The 17298-nt window shown below is 71.5% G+C and carries 13 protein-coding genes and 1 other RNA gene; 9 read left to right on the plus strand and 5 right to left on the minus strand.

The window, feature by feature from the left end; all coding sequences use genetic code 11:
- Nucleotides 1-64: 64 nt before the first annotated feature.
- The 3 genes from LO931_RS17165 to LO931_RS17175 are packed head-to-tail and all read left to right on the plus strand — an operon-like array spanning nt 65 to nt 2545.
- The gene (locus tag LO931_RS17165; protein WP_229055079.1) at nt 65-1555 is read left to right on the plus strand and encodes an acyl-CoA carboxylase subunit beta; all 1491 of its coding nucleotides are present in this window, start codon (nt 65-67) and stop codon (nt 1553-1555) included.
- The gene (locus tag LO931_RS17170; protein ID WP_229055080.1) at nt 1552-1779 is read left to right on the plus strand and encodes a biotin/lipoyl-binding carrier protein; all 228 of its coding nucleotides are present in this window, start codon (nt 1552-1554) and stop codon (nt 1777-1779) included. Before LO931_RS17165 ends, LO931_RS17170 begins: the two co-directional genes overlap by 4 nt.
- Nucleotides 1780-1810: 31 nt before the next feature.
- A complete protein-coding gene (locus LO931_RS17175) occupies nt 1811-2545 on the plus strand; it encodes an acyl-CoA thioesterase (protein WP_229055081.1) in 735 nt (244 codons plus the stop codon).
- A gap of 13 nt (nt 2546-2558) precedes the next feature.
- Here LO931_RS17175 and LO931_RS17180 read toward each other — a convergent pair whose 3' ends face one another.
- On the minus strand, nt 2559-2951 hold the full coding sequence (locus tag LO931_RS17180) for a globin (protein ID WP_229055082.1): 393 nt from the start codon (nt 2949-2951) through the stop codon (nt 2559-2561).
- A complete protein-coding gene (locus tag LO931_RS17185) occupies nt 2948-3859 on the minus strand; it encodes a mechanosensitive ion channel family protein (RefSeq protein WP_229055083.1) in 912 nt (303 codons plus the stop codon). Before LO931_RS17185 ends, LO931_RS17180 begins: the two co-directional genes overlap by 4 nt.
- 33 nt (nt 3860-3892) lie before the next feature.
- On the opposite strand from LO931_RS17185, the gene LO931_RS17190 reads away from it, so the two are divergent.
- On the plus strand, nt 3893-4165 hold the full coding sequence (locus tag LO931_RS17190; protein ID WP_229055084.1) for a hypothetical protein: 273 nt from the start codon (nt 3893-3895) through the stop codon (nt 4163-4165).
- 67 nt (nt 4166-4232) lie between these two features.
- On the opposite strand, the gene pepN is transcribed toward LO931_RS17190, so the two are convergent.
- Entirely contained in the window at nt 4233-6761 is a 2529-nt protein-coding gene (gene pepN, locus LO931_RS17195; protein WP_229055085.1) for an aminopeptidase N, read from the minus strand.
- 48 nt (nt 6762-6809) lie between these two features.
- Complete coding sequence (locus tag LO931_RS17200; protein WP_229055086.1) at nt 6810-7487, minus strand: class I SAM-dependent methyltransferase; 678 nt, start codon at nt 7485-7487, stop codon at nt 6810-6812.
- A gap of 65 nt (nt 7488-7552) precedes the next feature.
- Between LO931_RS17200 and LO931_RS17205 the strand changes: the two genes are divergently transcribed.
- The 4 genes from LO931_RS17205 to LO931_RS17220 all read left to right on the plus strand — a co-directional run bounded on the left by LO931_RS17205 (nt 7553) and on the right by LO931_RS17220 (nt 15037).
- Entirely contained in the window at nt 7553-8440 is an 888-nt protein-coding gene (locus LO931_RS17205) for a DMT family transporter (protein WP_229055087.1), read from the plus strand.
- Nucleotides 8441-8510: 70 nt separating this feature from the next.
- Nucleotides 8511-9704 (plus strand): acyl-CoA dehydrogenase family protein, encoded by a 1194-nt coding sequence (locus tag LO931_RS17210; RefSeq protein ID WP_229055088.1) that lies wholly within the window; start codon nt 8511-8513, stop codon nt 9702-9704.
- 82 nt (nt 9705-9786) lie between these two features.
- Nucleotides 9787-10156: a transfer-messenger RNA gene (ssrA, locus tag LO931_RS17215) on the plus strand.
- A 342-nt stretch (nt 10157-10498) separates the two neighbouring features.
- Nucleotides 10499-15037 (plus strand): hypothetical protein, encoded by a 4539-nt coding sequence (locus tag LO931_RS17220; RefSeq protein ID WP_229055089.1) that lies wholly within the window; start codon nt 10499-10501, stop codon nt 15035-15037.
- Between the two features lie 6 nt (nt 15038-15043).
- Here the strand turns inward: LO931_RS17220 and LO931_RS17225 are convergent, their stop codons facing one another.
- Nucleotides 15044-16339 (minus strand): condensation domain-containing protein, encoded by a 1296-nt coding sequence (locus tag LO931_RS17225; protein WP_229055090.1) that lies wholly within the window; start codon nt 16337-16339, stop codon nt 15044-15046.
- A gap of 136 nt (nt 16340-16475) precedes the next feature.
- Between LO931_RS17225 and LO931_RS17230 the strand changes: the two genes are divergently transcribed.
- Nucleotides 16476-17261, plus strand: coding sequence for an alpha/beta fold hydrolase (locus tag LO931_RS17230; RefSeq protein WP_229055091.1), 786 nt, complete (start codon nt 16476-16478; stop codon nt 17259-17261).
- Nucleotides 17262-17298 lie beyond the last annotated feature (37 nt).

A 17298-nucleotide genomic window follows, 5' to 3' on the forward strand; every position in this document is an offset into this window, starting at 1 on the left:
CTCACGTTGGGTGCTAGAGTTGAGGAGAACCTCATGTTTTACCCACCAGCTTGTGGAGGCCACGGTGACCCAGCTCGACCTTGCCGCTCTCGACGCGACCGCCCACCGGGCATCGCTCACGCAGCGCCGCCGTCAGCGGAACGCTCGCGTCGAACCGCGGGGCGCCCGTGAGCACACCGCACGCGAACGGGTGGAGATGCTCGTCGACGCCGGTTCCTTCGTCGAGATCGCGCCGTTGCGCACGGCCGACGGACAGGGGACCGGCGTCGTCACGGGGTGGGGCCTCGTCGAGGGGCGTGGCGTCGTCGTCATCGCGCACGACGCCGCCGTGGCGTCCGGCGCGATCGGTGCCGTGTTCGCCGACGCTGTCGTGAAGGCCCAGCGCCTCGGCATCGATCGCGGCTTCCCGATCGTCTACCTCAACGACTCCGGTGGCGCCCGGGTGCCCGACGGCGTCTTCGCGCTGCACGGCTGCGGCGAGATCTTCACCCAGAACGTCCTGGCCCAGCGCCGCGTGCCGCAGATCTCCGTCATCCTCGGCCCGTGCGCCGGCGCCGCGGCCTACTCGCCCGCCCTGACCGACTGGACCATCATGGTCAAGGGTCACGGCCACATGTTCCTCACCGGCCCCGACATCGTGAAGGCGGCGACCGGCGAGGACGCCACCGCCGACGAGATCGGCGGCTCGCAGCTGCACACCGTGAAGTCGGGCGTCGCCCACCTCGAGGTGCCCGACGAGGCCGCCGCGCTCGCCGAGACCCGCCGGCTGCTGTCGTTCCTGCCCTCGCACGCCGGCGCGCCGATGCCGTTCACCGAGCCCGTCGGGCCCGCGCCCGAGGCCGCGGACGCGCTGCCGTTCGTGGTGCCCGAGAAGGCAAGCGTCGTCTTCGACATGAACCGGGTGCTCGACGGCGTTCTGGACGAGGGCGAGCGCTTCGAGCTCATGCCCCAGCACGCGCGCAGCGTGCTGACCGTCCTGGGTCGCCTCGACGGCCGCCCGGTCGGCATCATCGCGAACCAGCCCGGCGCCCGCGGCGGCATCCTCGACTCCGCGGCGTCGGTCAAGGCCGCGCGTTTCGTCGAGTTCTGCAGCCGCTTCGGCCTGCCCGTGCTGACCTTCGTCGACGTGCCCGGCTTCCTGCCCGGAACGGTCGAGGAGGGGCGCGGCGTCATCACGCACGGCGCGAAGCTGCTGAAGGCCTACATCGAGTCCTCCGCGCCCGTGCTCACGGTCGTCGTCCGCAAGGCCTACGGCGGTGCGTACATCGCGATGGGCGCGAAGTCGCTCGGTGCCGACTTCCAGTGGGCGTGGTCGAACGCGGAGATCGCGGTCATGGGGCCCGGCGGCGCCGTGACCCTGCTGCACCGCCGTGCGCTCGCCGCTGCCGACGACCCGATCGCCCTGCGCGACGAGCTCGCCGCGGAGTACCGCGAGGAGGTCGCCCGCCCGTACATCGCCGCCGAGTCCGGCATCGTGGACGACGTGATCGTTCCCGAGGAGACCCGCGGCCGTCTCTCGGACGCGCTGCGGATGCTGACGGCGGGCCAGGGGTGATCGCCGCCCGCGCCGACATCGTCGCCAACGTCTGGAAGATCGTCGTGCGCGAGGGAGACCCCGTGAACGCGGGCGACGAGCTCGCGGTGCTGGAGTCGATGAAGATGGAGATCCCCGTCATCGCTCCGTCAGGCGGATACGTGGTCCGGATCCCGGTCGACGAGGGTCAGATCGTCCAGGAGGGCGACGTCGTCGTCGAGATCGACGGAACACCCGGCGTCTGAGCCGTCCGCTCGTCGCTGGCATGATCGCCCGGTGACGCGCTACCGCCTGCCGATGCGCTGGGCCGACCTGGACCAGCTGAACCACGTCAACAACGTCGTGTACCTGGCGTACGCGGCCGAGGCCCGCGCCGCGCTGGTCGAGGACGGCACGCTCGACGCAGCCCTCGAGCCGGTCTCGATCGGCATCGACTTCGTGCGTCCCATGCCGTTGTCGAGGCGCTCCGTCCTGGTCGACCAGCGGCTCGACGGCGACGTCCTCGAGCAGGAGATCCTCCAGGACGTCGATCGGTCGGCCGACCCGGAGCAGCAGGGCGAGCCGGTGCTCCACGCCCGCGTCCGCACCAGGCTCGGGACCCGCACGGACCTCGGCGCGCCCCAGGTCTCGGGCACCTCGGCCCCGTTCCGCGGCCGACGCGGCGACGTCGACGCGTCAGGCCGCGTCGACCCGGTCCGCGTGTTCGAGTACTTCCAGGAGGCGCGGATCATCTGGATGTCGCGCGCGGGCACGGTGCGCGAGCTCGGCCACGTCGTGGTGGCCCACCTCGAGGTCGAGTACGCACCGCCGGTCCCGTGGCGCCGGGAGCCGTGGGAGATGACGGTCGGCGTCACCAGCCTGGGGAGCAAGTCGCTCACGGTGGTCTGCGAGTGGCGCGACGGTGACACGGTGCTGGCCCGCAACAGCGCGGTCCTGGTCGCCTTCGACGTCGAGACCCAGGCGGCCCGGTCGCTGACCACGGCCGAGCGCACCTACCTCGAGAGCCTCTAGCCCGAGATCTGGCTCAGCCGGGCGTGTTGATCATGAACTGCGCGGCGTGCTGGGCGTATTCCCAGAAGCGGGCGTCCTGCTCCGGCGTGAGGGCAGCGGCGTCGAGCCCGTCGCGGAAGTGCGCGAGCCAGGCGTCCTTCGCCGCCGGCGTGACCTCGAACGGGGCGTGCCGCATGCGCAGCCGGGGATGGCCGCGCTGCTCGCTGTAGGTCGTGGGTCCGCCCCAGTACTGCTCGAGGAACTGCGTGAACCGCTCCGCGGCCGGGCCCAGGTCGGCCTCGGGATACATCGGCCGCAGCAGCGGGTCGGTCGCGACGCCGGAGTAGAAGACGTGCACGATCTTCTCGATCGTGGCGCGTCCGCCGATCTCGTCGTAGAAGGTGGGCGCGGCGCCGGAGGTCGTCACTGCTGGTCCTCGACGGTGGTCTGGAACGAGGTCGGGATGCGGATGCCGGCCTCGTCGAAGCTCGCCTTGATGCGCTGACGCATCGTCCGCGCGACGGTCCACTGCTCGAGCGGCGCGGTCTTCAGCACGACGCGGACGACCGCGCCGTCCTTGTCGAACCGCTCGACGCCCCACACCTCGGGCTCCTCGATGATGATGCCCTTGAGCGCGGGCTCCTCGTAGAGCGTGTGGGCGACGTCGGCGAGGACCCGCTGCACCTGTGCGAGGTCGGCGTCGTAGGAGACCGTCACGTCGAGCACCGTGCGGGCCCAGTTCTGCGACTGGTTTCCCACGCGCAGCACCTCGCCGTTGCGGACGTACCAGACCGTGCCGTTGACGTCGCGCAGCCGCGTGACCCGCAGGCCCACGGCCTCGACGGTGCCGGCGGCCTCGCCCATGTCGACGACGTCACCGACGCCGAACTGGTCCTCCATGATCATGAAGATGCCGGCCAGGAAGTCCTTGACCAACGTCTGCGCGCCGAAGCCGAGGGCGACGCCGAGGATGCCCGCGCCGGTGAGCAGAGGAGCGATGTTGACGCCCACCTGGTCCAGGATCATCACGAAGGCGATGCCGATGATGATCATCGTGGCGATCGACCCGAGCAGGTCGCCCATCGCCGAGGCGCGCTGGCGACGGCGCTCGGAGGCGCCCGGACGCAGGTCGGCGAGCATCTCGCCCGCCTTGGAGTTGGCGAGCACGCCGGGAACGGTGCCCTGGCTGGCGCGGCGCACGATGCGCCCGATGAATCGCTTGACGATCCATCGCACCAGGAGGGCGACGGCGACGATGATCAGGACGCCCGCGGGGCGTTCGACGAGGTACTCGTAGAGCTTTCCGTCGGGCAACGACAGGTCGAGGTCCGGCATGTCCTCCAGCGTACGGGCCGGTACGATGAGGGCATGTCGACCCCCGCGCGCCTGTTCGCCCTCGTCTCGTCCGTGCTCACGATGCTGGTCGTCGCGCCGGCCGCCGCCATGGCTGACACCCCCATCACCTGGGAGCAGGAGGAGGGCCTGGGCTGGCTCGGCTACTCGGTGCTGCTCGTCGGCATCCCGGTCGGCCTGATCGTCGTCATCTGGGTCCTCACGTCGCTGCTGTCGCGCAACAACTACGTGCCGCCGGCCCCGGGCAACGAGGTCCACGTCTCGACGGGCGACGTCGACCACCACTGAGCCACACCACGCAGAAGGGCCGCCGGAGGATCCCCTCCAGCGGCCCTTCTGCGTGCGGGGCGGTGCGTCAGCCGGTCACGCCGGCCCGCGCCCGCAGCGCGCGAGCCAGGTCGTCGCGACCCTCGGACACGTAGCGGACGGCCGCGGCCGGGGCCGAGGTCGTCTGGAGCCACTGGTCGACGCGGTCGAGCGTCGACAGCGACGGGTTGGCGTTCGGGAAGAGGTTGATCAGCGCGATCTGACCGATCCAGACGCCCATCTCGTCGATGATCGTCTCGGCCGTCTCGAGGTACTTCTCGACGTACGGCGCGAGCACCTCGGCCTGCCCCGCGACCTGGATGCCGGCAGCGATGCTGCGGCGGGTCTCGTTGGGCGTGGTCTTGTCCTCGACGGCGCGACGCCACGCCTCCTCCTTGGCCTCCGCGAGCGGGCGCAGCGCCAGGGCCCCGGCAGCGCGCTCGCGGCCCGAGTTGGTGTCGTCACGCTCGAGCTCGGCCGCGATCTCGTCGGCGTCGGCGTCGCCGATGCGGGCCAGCGCCGAGACGAGGCTCCACCGCAGGTCGGCGTCGACCGTGAGCCCCTCGAGCTCGCCCGCGAGCAACGCGCGCAGGTACTCGGGCGTCAGCGCGGCGCCGGCGAACCCGCGCACGAGCGCGAGCTGGTGGTCGCTGCCGGGCTCCGCCGCCTCGACGAGCGAGCGGATGCCGGCCTCCCACCGGGCGGCGAGCTCGGCCTGGTCGTCCTCGGGCGTGTAGAGGTTGACCGCGCCCAGGCCCTGGCGCAGCAGGGCGCCGACGGCGACCAGGTCGGTCTCGGTGCCGATGCCGGCCAGCACGAGGTCGATGAAGTCGGTCGAGGCCAGCTCGGCGTCGCGCGTCATGTCCCAGGCCGCGCCCCAGCAGAGCGCGCGCGGCAGCGACTCCTCGAACGTCGCGATGCCCTGCACGAGCGTCGCGAACGAGCGCTCGTCGAGGCGGATCTTGGCGTAGGTGAGGTCGTCGTCGTTGAGCAGCACCAGGTCGGGCTGCGACCGCCCGACCAGCTCGTCGATCGAGGTGCGCTCGCCCGTCACGTCGGTCTCGATGCGCTCGCGGCGCACCAGGCGCCCGTCCGTCAGGTCGTACAGGCCGATCGCGATGCGGTGGCGGCGCAGCGTGGGGTGGTCGGGGTGGGCGGTCTGCACGACCTCGAAGGACGTGAACGCGCCGTCGTCACCCGTCTGGAACTCGGCGCGCAGGGTGTTGACGCCCGTGGTCTGCAGCCACTCGGCCGCCCACGACTGCAGCTCCCGGCCCGAGGACTCCTCGAGCTCGTGCAGCAGGTCGGCGAGCTCGGTGTTGCCGTAGGCGTGCTTCGCGAAGTACGCGCGCAGTCCGGCGAGGAAGTCGTCCAGACCGACCCAGCTGACGAGCTGCTTGAGGCTCGACGCGCCCTTGGCGTACGTGATGCCGTCGAAGTTCGCCTCGACCGCGTGCAGGTCGTAGTTGTCGGCCGCGATGGGGTGGGTCGAGGGCAGCTGGTCCTGGCGATAGGCCCAGTTCTTGCGGTTGTTGGTGAAGCCGGTCCACGCCTCGGTGAACCGGGTGGCCTCGACGCTGGAGTGGTGCGCGGCCCACTCGGCGAAGGACTCGTTGAGCCACAGGTCGTCCCACCACTTCATCGTGACGAGGTCACCGAACCACATGTGCGCCATCTCGTGCAGGATCGTGTTCGCCCGCTGCTCGTAGGCGGCCTGGGTCTGGCGGCTGCGGAAGATCATCTCGTCGCGGAAGGTCACGCAGCCCGCGTTCTCCATCGCGCCCATGTTGTACTCCGGCACGAACAGCTGGTCGTACTTGCCGAACGGGTAGGCCATCTCGAAGGCGTCCTCGAAGAACGCGAAGCCCTGCTTCGTGATGAGCAGGATGTCGTCGGCGTCGAGGTGCGGCACGAGCGACTGGCGACAGAAGACTCCGAGCGGGATCTCGCCGCGCTCTCCGGTGTAGGTGTCGCGGACCACGTGGTAGTCGCCGGCGACGAGCGCCGTGATGTAGGTCGACATGGTCTTGGTGGGCGCGAAGTGCCAGGTGGCGGAGTCGGCGTCTCCGTCGACGGGCGCCGGCTCGGGCGTGGGGGAGTTGGAGACGACCTGCCAGTGGGCGGGCGCCGTGACGTGGAAGGTGAACTCGGCCTTGAGGTCGGGCTGCTCGAACGTCGTGAACACGCGGCGGGCGTCGGGCACCTCGAACTGCGTGTAGAGGTAGACCTTGTCGTCGCTCGGGTCGACGAAGCGGTGCAGGCCCTCGCCGGAGTGCGAGTACAGGTTGCGCGAGCTGACGACGAGCTCGTTGTGCTCCTGCAGGCCCTCGAGCGGGATGCGGCTGTCGGCGTAGACGGCCGGATCGATCGACGCGCCGTTCAGCGTGATGGTGTCGATCTCGGCGTCGACCAGGTCGACGAACGTCGACGCGCCGGCGGTGGCCGAGAACGTCAGGGTCGTGACCGAGCCGAAGCGCTCGGTGCCGGTGGTGAGGTCGAGCGCGACGTCGTAGGTCGGGTCGGCGACCACGGACGCGCGCTGCTGGGCTTCTTCACGGGTGAGATTGGTGCCAGGCATGCGGTCCACTCTGTCACCGGTCGCGCCGTGCAACATCTTCGGGCGGCGTCAGTCTCGGGTTGCGGTCAGGTAGGCCAGCCCGCCGGCGGCCCGCAGGTCGATGTCGACCAGGCCGGATGCTGCGCTCCAGGCGCGCAGCTCGGATCCGGAGCAGCCGGGGCCGAGGACCCCCGCGGCGCGGCCGACGGGCCAGACGCCGCGGTAGGGCCACGGGGTGTCGGTCAGGATCGTGCTGAGCGCCACCCGACCACCCGGGGCGAGCACGCGGGCCATCTCGGCCACGGCGGCGCGCGGGTCCGGGAAGCAGTGCAGGCTCGTGAAGGCGAGCACGAGCTCGACCGAGCCGTCGTCGAGCGGCAGGTCGCCGACGTCCATCTCGGTCGTCTCGATCCCGGCCAGGCCGCGGCGTCGCGCCTCGGATCGCGTGCGCTCGAGCATCGCGGGCGAGATGTCGGCGGCCAGGTAGCGCAGGCCGTGGTCCTGCGGGAGGTCGCGCAGGACGATGCCCCCGCCGCACGGGATGTCGATGACGGTCGAGCCCGGCTCGAGCCGTGCGAGCTCCTTCGTGGCGAGGCGGTGCAGCACGTCGACCCCGGACCCGACGCCGATGCGCCACAGCAGCGCGCCGACCCGGGAGTCGCCCGAGATCCGGTCGTACACGAACGCCCAGGGATGGTCGCGCTGCCAGGCCCGGCTCGACCCGTCGGCGTCGCGGGGTGCAGTCATGGATCGAGGGTAGGTGCTGCGACGCGGTGCGACGTCACGTGCTGGGCGGCGGGCAGACTGTCCCGGTGAACGCACTCCTGGCCGTCGTCGCGATCTGTGGCGTCTCCGCGTCCGGACCGCTCATGGCCGCGACCGCGGCGCCCGCGCTGGCGATCGCGTTCTGGCGCAACGCGGCCGCCTCGGTCGTGCTCGCCCCGATCACGCTGATGCGGCGCCGCGACGAGCTGCAGGCGCTGTCGCCGCGAGGTCGCCGTCTCGTGGTCGTGGCCGGGCTGATGCTCGCGCTGCACTTCGCCACCTGGGTCGCCTCGCTCAAGCTCACGTCCGTGGCTGCCGCGACGGCGCTCGTGACGACCCAGCTCGTGTGGGTCATGTTGATCGACCGGATCCGCGGCGCGTCCGTGCCACTCCAGGCCGGCATCGGCTGCGCCCTGGCGATCGCCGGCGTCCTGGTGGTCTCGGGCTTCGACTTCACCGTCTCGACCCGCGCGCTCGTGGGTGACGGGCTCGCCGTCGCCGGCGGGCTGTTCGCCGCGCTCTACCTCGTCGCCGGCAGCGCCGTGCGCACCGAGCTGTCGACGACGGCCTACACCGCGGTCTGCTACTCCGTCTGCAGCCTGGCGCTGCTGGCGGCTGCTGTCGTCGGAGGCGTCCCGCTGGCCGGCTTCTCGACCCGCGACTGGCTGCTCATCGCAGGCGTGACGGTCGCGGCCCAGTTCCTCGGCCACTCGATCCTCAACCACCTGCTCGCGGTCATCAGCCCGATGATCGTCTCGCTGCTCCTGCTGCTGGAGGTGCCGCTGGCGGCCCTGCTCGCCGGGGTGTTCCTCGACCAGGTGCCGCACGCGGGCGTGTGGGTCGGACTCGTGCTGATCCTGGCGGGCCTGGCCTTCGTGGTGACCCACCGCGCGCCCGAGGAGACGGACCTGGTCGAGGCCCCACGGGTCGACTGAGCGCGTGCGTTCGATCGACGGGGGCTAGAGTCACCCCGTCGTTGCACACACTTTGACCAGGGAGTCACGCATGGGACGTCTCGCCAGCACCGAGGGCCTGACCGAGGAGCAGACCGCGATCCTCTCGACGATCCGCGAGTTCGTCGACGAGAAGATCATCCCGGTCGCGCAGGATCTCGAGCACGCCGACGAGTACCCGACCGAGATCATCGAGGGCCTCAAGGAGCTCGGCGTCTTCGGCCTGACGATCCCCGAGGAGTACGACGGCCTCGGCGAGTCGCTGCTGACCTACGCGCTGGTGGTCGAGGAGATCGCGCGCGGCTGGATGAGCGTCTCGGGCGTCATCAACACCCACTTCATCGTCGCGTACCTGCTGATGCAGCACGGCACCGAGGAGCAGAAGAAGAAGTACCTGCCGAAGATGGCCACCGGCGAGGTCCGCGGCGCGTTCAGCATGTCGGAGCCGGGTCTGGGCTCGGACGTCTCGGCGGTCTCGACCAAGGCCACCAAGAAGGACGACGGCTCGTACTCGATCACCGGCCAGAAGATGTGGCTGACCAACGGCGGCACGTCCACGCTGGTCGCGGTGCTGTGCAAGACCGACGAGGGCGCCGAGAGCGTCTACAAGAACATGACCACCTTCCTGGTCGAGAAGGAGGCCGGCTTCGGCGAGACGGCCCAGGGCGTCACGGTGCCGGGCAAGATCGCGAAGATGGGCTACAAGGGCGTCGAGACGACCGAGCTCATCCTGGAGGACCACCAGATCGCCGCCGAGCAGATCCTGGGCGGTGAGCCGGGCAAGGGCTTCTTCCAGATGATGGACGGCGTCGAGGTCGGCCGCGTCAACGTCGCCGCCCGCGCCTGCGGCATGGCGATCCGCGGCTTCGAGCTCGGCATCGCCTACGCCCAGCAGCGCAAGACGTTCGGCAAGCAGATCGCCGACCACCAGGCCGTGCTGTTCCGCCTGGCCGAGATGGCCACCAAGGTCGAGACCATCCACACGATGATGGTCCGCGCGGCGCGCCTGAAGGACACCGGAAAGCGCATGGACGTCGAGGCCGGCATGGCCAAGATGCTCGCCTCCGAGTACGCCAACGAGGTCGTCGAGGACTCCTTCCGGATCCACGGCGGCTACGGCTACTCCAAGGAGTACGAGATCGAGCGCATCATGCGCGAGGTCAAGTTCATGCTGATCGGCGAGGGCACCTCCGACATCCAGAAGATGATCATCGGCCGCGCGCTCCTCAAGGACTACAAGCTCTGAGACCAGCCGGTCCGACCGGCGCTGCGGGCCTACGGGAATGTCCCGTCGGCCCGCAGCGCTATGCTGGGCAGATAACTCAAGAGGGGCTGATCGGTTTCGACTGTTGTCGTTCGGATCAGGTGAAGCGGGTAGAGAAGGCAACGTCATCTCTCAAACGATCGTTGCAACCCATAAGTGCCGATTCCAAGCGCACTGACTTCGCCCTCGCTGCCTGACAGCGACTGGTGAAGGGCAGACCCGGGAGCGTCCCCGTCCCGGATCGTCTGTCTCATGCAGGGGACTTGCTGGTCACGCCGTGTCACGGGGCGTGATCGGGACTTTTTCGTGACTGAGCCTGTCGGTGACGTGTTCGTCCGAGCACCGGGGCTGAGAAAAGCGTCTGACGGACTGCACCCGGAGAAGCCCTGATGCAGCGTTACAGGACCGGGGTTCGATTCCCCGCAGCTCCACGACGTGACGAGGCCCCGGCCTCCCCGCTCTTGCGGGGAGGCCGGGGCCTCGTCACGTTCGTCGTGGAGCTGCGGGGAATCGAGTGGGCCCCTGCGTCCGCGCCGAAGGCGCGCAGCAAGGGATCCCCGCAGCGCCGGTCGGCTGAGGATCGGGGTTCCGCACCCGAACCCCACCGGACCCACCCGTCGCGCCACGCAACCACGCTGTGACGTCAATCACGCGGCGACCTGCGTCGCCCCTGGATCCCCGTCCCCGATCCGCCCGCACCAGCCCGTCGAGGGGCCAACCTCGTGGTCGCATGCGACGTCCTGCCGCGCCGGGTGGGGAAGTCAAAGGGAGTACGCATGCATCGAGGGATCCTCCGAGCCCGCCTGGTCACGACGCTCGGACTCCTGCTGGTCCTGTCGTCGGTGGTCGTGCAGGCCGAGCGTCCGGGCTCGGGCGGCGACGTGCCGCTGGTGGCGACCGACGACCTGCGGCCGGTCGCGGCCGGGGTCCCCGAGGCGCCGAGGCCCGTCTTCTCCGAGGACTTCGAGCCGCCGGCGTCGGGGTCGGGCACCGCGCCGCAACGGCTCACGACCGCCTTCCCGGAGTTCAGCGCCCACGCCGCGTGGCTGGATGCCGCGGCGTGCAACGGCATCTGGGTCAACGGCTCCGCCAACCCGCCTGCGGGGCTCGGTGGCTGCACGAACATCGGACCCGACAGCGGGTATGCGGGGATCCGGAGCATGGCGACCGCGCTGGGCGGCGGTGACCCCGCGAACCACGCGATCTCGTCGTACACCCACAACGGCATCAGCCCGGGCGCCGGTCACGTGCAGCTGCTCTCGCCCCAGGTCACGGCTCCGGCCCAGCGCTACTACGTCGCGTCCCTGGACGTCGCGAACACGAACTGCTTCGCGAACCCTGCCCAGATGCGCTTCTTCGTCCAGACCTCCGCCTCCGCGGCCGATGCGACGCCCGACCGGGTCTACCTCGGCACGCCGGTGTCAGGGTGCCCCCAAGGGGCGCAGCCCAACACCCAGGTCACCACCCTGACGTCCCCCGGCTCGATCCGATGGGCCGCGAGCGAGCTGCGCATGGGGCTGGTCAACATGACCGGCACGGGCAGCGGCAACGACGCCGCGATCGACAACCTGCGCCTCCTCGACGCCACGCCGAGCCTGGACAAGGCGTTCACGCCGGGGCTCATCGCACCGGGCGGCACCTCGACCCTCACCTTCACCGTGACGAACACGACCGAGCTGGCCAGCAAGGTCGACTGGGGCTTCACCGACGCGCTCCCGAGCGGGCTCACCGTGTCGACGTCGCCGAACGTGGGCGGCACCTGCACCAGCACGACCGGCGCGGCATTGACTCGCACGGCGGCCGCAGGCTCCACCTCCGTCACGGTGGCGGGTGGCGACCTGGCGGTCGGGCAGGCCTCGTGCACCGTCACGGTGGACGTCACCGCAGCAGCCGAGGGCTCGTACGTCAACGGACCGTCTCAGGTCACGACGTCGTTCCTGGAGCCGCCCGAGGACGCGACCCTCGTCGTGCGGGCACCCCGCATCACCCTGACGAAGGCGCTCGACGTCCCGCGCGGCCGCGCCGGTGACCAGTTCTCCGTGGCCATCCGGCCCGGATCGGCGGCCGGCCCGGTCGTCAGCTCGACGGCGAACGCCGTCACCGCGGGCTCCGGGTCGACGGTTGCGGCGGGCACCGGCACGACGGGCACGTACGTGGCCACGACCTCGGTCCACCACCTCACGGAGGCGGGCGTCGGGAGCACGGACCTCGCTGCGTACACGGCCTCGCTCACGTGCACCGACTCCGCGGGGCTGCAGAAGGGTCTGCCGACCGGGCAGCCGTTCTCGGGGTCGTGGCCGCTGACGCCGGTGGCAGGCGCGAACATCGCCTGCGTCCTGGCCAACACGGCCGTCCCGGCCGCCCTGGACGTGTCGAAGACCTCCGACCCGGCGTCGGGGCAGCCCCTGGTTCCCGGCTCGACCGCGACGTACACGCTGACGTTCGCCAACACCGGTGGTCGCCCCGCGACGGTCGCGCACGACGACGTGCTGACCGACGTGCTCGACGACGCGACCGTCTCCGACGTCACCACGTCAGACCCGGCGCTCTCGGCCGCGCTCCTGGGTGGTCGTCTGCTCGTCTCCGGCACGGTCCCGGCGGGGGAGACCTTCACGGTCACGTACACGGTCGAGGTGCCGGACCCGGTGCCCGGCGGCGGGAACGGGGTCCTGAACAACTACGTCGTTCCTCGTGGCGAGGCGCCGCCGCCCACCTGCGACGCGAGCACCCGCACGTGCACCACGCACCCCGTCCCCGGTGACGTGTCGGTCGCGAAGGCCGTCGCGGGCTCGTTCGTGCCGGGCGGCGCCGTCACGTACACGCTGACCTTCACCCACTCCGGCGGGCAGCCGGCGACCGTGGGCTACACCGACGTGCTGACCGACGTGCTGGACGACGCGACGCTGAGCTCCGGTCCGGTCTCGTCGAGCCCGGCGGTCACCGCCGTCCACAACGGCGACCGGCTCGAGGTCTCGGGCACGATCTCCCGTGGCGACCCCGTCACCGTGACCTACTCCGTCGTGCCGAAGGCGAGCGGCTTCGGCGACGCCGTGCTGGACAACTGCGTCACGGAGGACGGCGGCGACGACACGTCGTGCACGAGCACCGAGATCCCGGGCGACCTGGAGATCGAGAAGACGTCCGACCCGGGCTCGGGAGCCGCGCTGGTGCGAGGCGACTCGGTCACCTACACGCTGACGTTCCGCAACACCGGAGGCGCGACGGTCGACCTCGACCACGTCGACGACCTGTCCGACCTCCTCGACGACGCCGAGCTGGTCGGGGCGCCGGTCAGCTCGTCCGCTGACGTCGTCGCCGAGCTGAGGGACGCCGAGATCGCCATCTCCGGCCGGGTGCCCGGGGGCGGCTCCGTGACCGTCAGCTACACGGCTCGGGTGTCGACGACGGCGCAGGGTGACGGCGTCCTGGACAACTACCTGGTCGAGGCGGGCGAGGAGCCCCCGACCGAGTGCGTGCCGGCTCCGGACGAGCTGCCCACCTGCACCACCCATCCGGTGCCCGGCGACCTCAGCGTCACGAAGACGGTCGACCCCGCCTCCGGCACCGCGGTCGAGCCCGGCCAGGTCCTCACCTACACGCTGACCTTCGCGAACGGCGGCGGTGAGGCCGTCGCGCTCGACCACGTCGACCACCTCGCCGGAGTGCTGGACGACGCCGCCCTGACCTCGCAGCCCGTCGCGTCCAGCCCCGGTCTGACGGTCACGCCGAGCCCGCTGGGAGCCGGCGACGACCGTTTCCGGGTCACCGGGACGGTTCCGGGCGGAGCCTCCGCCTCCGTGACCTACCAGGTGACGGTCGCCGCCGCGGCCGACCGTGGTGACTCGGTGCTGGCGAACGTCCTGGTCGAGGGCGACGCCGAGCCCCCGGTGCCGTGCGAGCCGGCGACGCCGACGTGCACCACGAACCCGGTCGTCGAGCTCGCGGTCTCGAAGGCGGTGACGCCCTCGGCCGGACCCGTGGCACCAGGTGCGGAGCTGACCTACGCGCTGACGTTCGAGAACCGGGGCGCGGTCGGCGTCCCCGTGGAGTACTCCGACCACCTGGCGGGGGTGCTGGACGACGCGACCCTCACCGCCGGTCCGGCCTTCGACGGAAACGACGGCTTCGGCCTGTCGATCGTGCCGCTGCCGTTCACGGGCGATCGCCTCGACGTGAGAGGCGAGCTGGCCGCCGGCCGGGTCGCCGTGGTCGAGTACTCCGTCACGGTCAAGGAGACCGGTCGCGGTGACTCGGTGCTGGCCAACTTCCTGGTGCCGGGTGGCGGCGCTCCGCCGTCGGACTGCGACCCGGCCACACGACTCTGCACCGAGACGCCGGTGGCGGAGCTGACGGCGACGAAGTCGGTCGACCCGGCGTCCGGCACCGCGGTCGTGCCCGGCCAGGTGCTGACGTACACGCTCACCTTCGCCAATCGTGGCGGTGTGCCCGCGTCCGTCGACCACACCGACGACCTCGCCGGGGTGCTCGATGACGCGGCGCTCACGACCGGGCCGGCCCTCGACAGCTCCGACGGGTTGTCGATCACGGTCCTCGACGAGAGCTTCACCGTCGCGGGCGACCTGCCCGCAGGCGCCACCTCGCAGGTGATTTACGAGGTCACGGTGGCGGCGGCCGCGGATCGTGGTGACTCGGTCCTGGCGAACTTCCTGCTCGCCGGAGACGAGGAGCCGCCGTCGGAGTGCGACCCGGCGACCGAGACGTGCACGACGAACCCGGTCTCGGAGGTGGCGGTCTCGAAGTCGGTCGACCCGGCCTCGGGCACGCAGGTGGTGGCGGGTCAGACGCTGACCTACCGACTGACCTTCACCAACCTGGGAGGCGTCGGTGCGCCGCTCGACCACACCGACCACCTCGCCGCAGTGCTCGACGACGCCCGGCTCAGCAGCGCGCCTCGCGTCGTGGGCGACGCCTTCGGGGCGCAGGTCTCGTCCGTCGTCGACCAGCGCTTCTCCGTCACCGGGGAGCTGGCCGGCGGGGCGACGGTCGTGGTGGAGTACGCCGTCGTGGTCAAGGACCTCGGTCAGCGGGGCGACGACGTGGTCGCGAACTTCCTCGTGCTCGGCGACGCGTCGCCCCCGACGGTCTGCGACCCGGCGACCCCGTGGTGCACCGAGAACCGGGTCACGCCGCCCACGGCCGTCCTGTCGGACTCGGTCATCGGTCTGCTGCCGAGCACCGGCGGACCGGCGCTCCTGCTCCTGCTGGCCGGGCTGCTCCTGCTTGCCGTCGGCGTGGCCGTGGTCCGACGCCGACAGGCGACCCCGGGCCGCCACGCAGGTCCGCGGCGCGACTGACCTGCGTCAGGGGTGCGGCACGGGCGTGGGGCGCGCCGCACCCCTGACACGGTCGACGACCGCGTCGAGCCAGCGTCCGACGTTCTCGCGGGCCTCGGTGGTGTCGGGGTAGCGGCACCGCAGGTGCAGGCCGTCGTCACCCGCGAGGAACCAGGCCATGACCCCGTCGGTACGGGTGACGGCCGAGACCCACTGCACCTCGAGCCCGGCTGGCACCGCGGGCAGCCGACGCGAGTCGAGCCACGACAGCGCGAACATGCCGGGCGGGGAGAGCTCGCGGTCGAGGTGACCCAGGATCGGGGCGAGGGGGTGCGAACCGAGTCGGAGGCTCTCCTTCAGGGCGGAGGAGCACCCGAGCGGTGAGGGGTCGGAGCACTCCAGCACCGAGTTGGTGATGAACCATCCGACGGCTCCGCTCCACGCCGCGTCGTCGCGGCTGTGCACCGGGAAGACCGCCCTGAGCGTGCGACCCGAGAGCTCGCTGGTCGCGGCGGCGACCTCTGCCAGGGCGAGGGCCGTGATCCTCACGCCGTGGTCGGCTGCGTGCTTGGCGAGGTGCTCGAGGTCGACGGCGTCGAGCACGTCACGCACCTCGACGACCTCGGGCCGCGGCTCGGACACGTCGCCGAGCGGCAGGGGGAAGCGGGGGAGCGCTCCCTCGTCGGCCGCGAGGACGTCGGCCCACCGCTCGGTGACCGCGGCCGGGGCGGGCGGTCGCTCCTCGAGCTGTCGGGTGTGGGCGGCGAACGAGGCGGCGGGTTCGAGGTCACCGCCGGGGACACGGCCGGCGAGGAGGTCGTCCAGGCAGGACCTCAGGTCGCGCAGCAGCACCAGCAGCGACCACATGTCGAGGTGGCTGTGGTCGGCCGCGATCACGGCCACCGGGCGGGAGTCGGTGGGATCGTCCGGAATGATCACGCACAGGCGGTGTGACGGCTCGCCGAACGGTCGGCAGGCGGCGTCCAGGACGCGACGCAGGACGGCGCGCGTGGTCTCCTCGGAGTCGGCCGGGCGGTGCTCGACCCACTCGCCGACCGAGACCCCGACCTCGTGCAGGTCGAGCCGGTCAGGGCCCCCCGGCTCGCTGGTGCGGGAGAACGCGGTGCGGAGGGTCCCGTGGCGCGCCACGACCGCAGCCCACGCCGTGGCCAGCTGCGCGGGCGAGACGTCGTGGTCGAGCCGGAACGAGAGCGCCATCCACGACCCGTCGCGATCGCCGGCTCCCACGTGGCGTCGCTGGTCGTACGAGATGGGCACGGCGTCGCCGGGCAGCCCGACCAGCCCCGTGGAGAGACTCGTCACACGCCCTGGGGGGAGCCTCATGTGAGCGACGTTGGTGAGGCGCATCGCGGCTATCCTAGGCGCGGCGACGCCCGGGAACCGGGCACCGGCGGGGGCGCCGGGCCGCGGGCGGCAGGACGACAGAGTGCGAGGTGTTGTGCACACGTTCACCACGGGTGGTGCCGCGATCGCGTACGACGTCGACGGCACCGACGGTCCTCTGGTCGTGCAGCTGCACGGCCTCACCTCGAGCCGCGACCGCGACCGCCAGCTCGGGCTCGACCTCTCGCGGGCCCTGCGTGGCCACCGGATCCTGCGCTACGACGCTCGCGGACACGGGGGGTCGACGGGCACGGCCGAGCCCGAGACCTACCAGTGGGACCGGCTGGCCGGCGACCTGCTGGCGCTGCTCGACCACGTCGCGCCGGGGGAGCGGGTCCACGGCGTGGGCCCGTCGATGGGCACCGGCACGCTCATGCACGCCACGACCCGCGACCCCGGACGCTTCGCGAGCCTGACCTTCGTGACCCCGCCGACCGCCGGCCGCACGCGTCGTGCCCAGGCCGAGACCTACCTCGCGAACGCGGAGCTGGTCGAGCGGGAGGGCATCACGGCGTTCCACGCGCTCGACGTCGACACCCCGGCCGTGCCCGCGATGGGTCACGCACCCGAGACGCTCCCGACCGTCCCGGAGGAGCTGCTGCCGTCCGTGCTGCGCGGTGCCGCCGCGAGCGACCTCCCGCACCGCAAGCTGATCGTGCGCATCCAGGTGCCGACGCTGGTGCTCGCCTGGACCGGAGACCGGACGCACCCCATGACGACCGCGAACCGGCTGCACAAGTCGATCCACGGCAGCCGGCTCGAGGTGGCGCGCACGCCGTACGGGGTCGTGGCGTGGCCCGGCCTGTTCGCCGAGCACGTCGTCACGGCCCACCCCGCCTGAGCCGGCCCCACCCCCGAGGGGCCGGCCCAGGCGGGAG

It is taken from the genome of Aeromicrobium sp. Leaf350, assembly GCF_916858655.1.
GTDB lineage: Bacteria > Actinomycetota > Actinomycetes > Propionibacteriales > Nocardioidaceae > Aeromicrobium.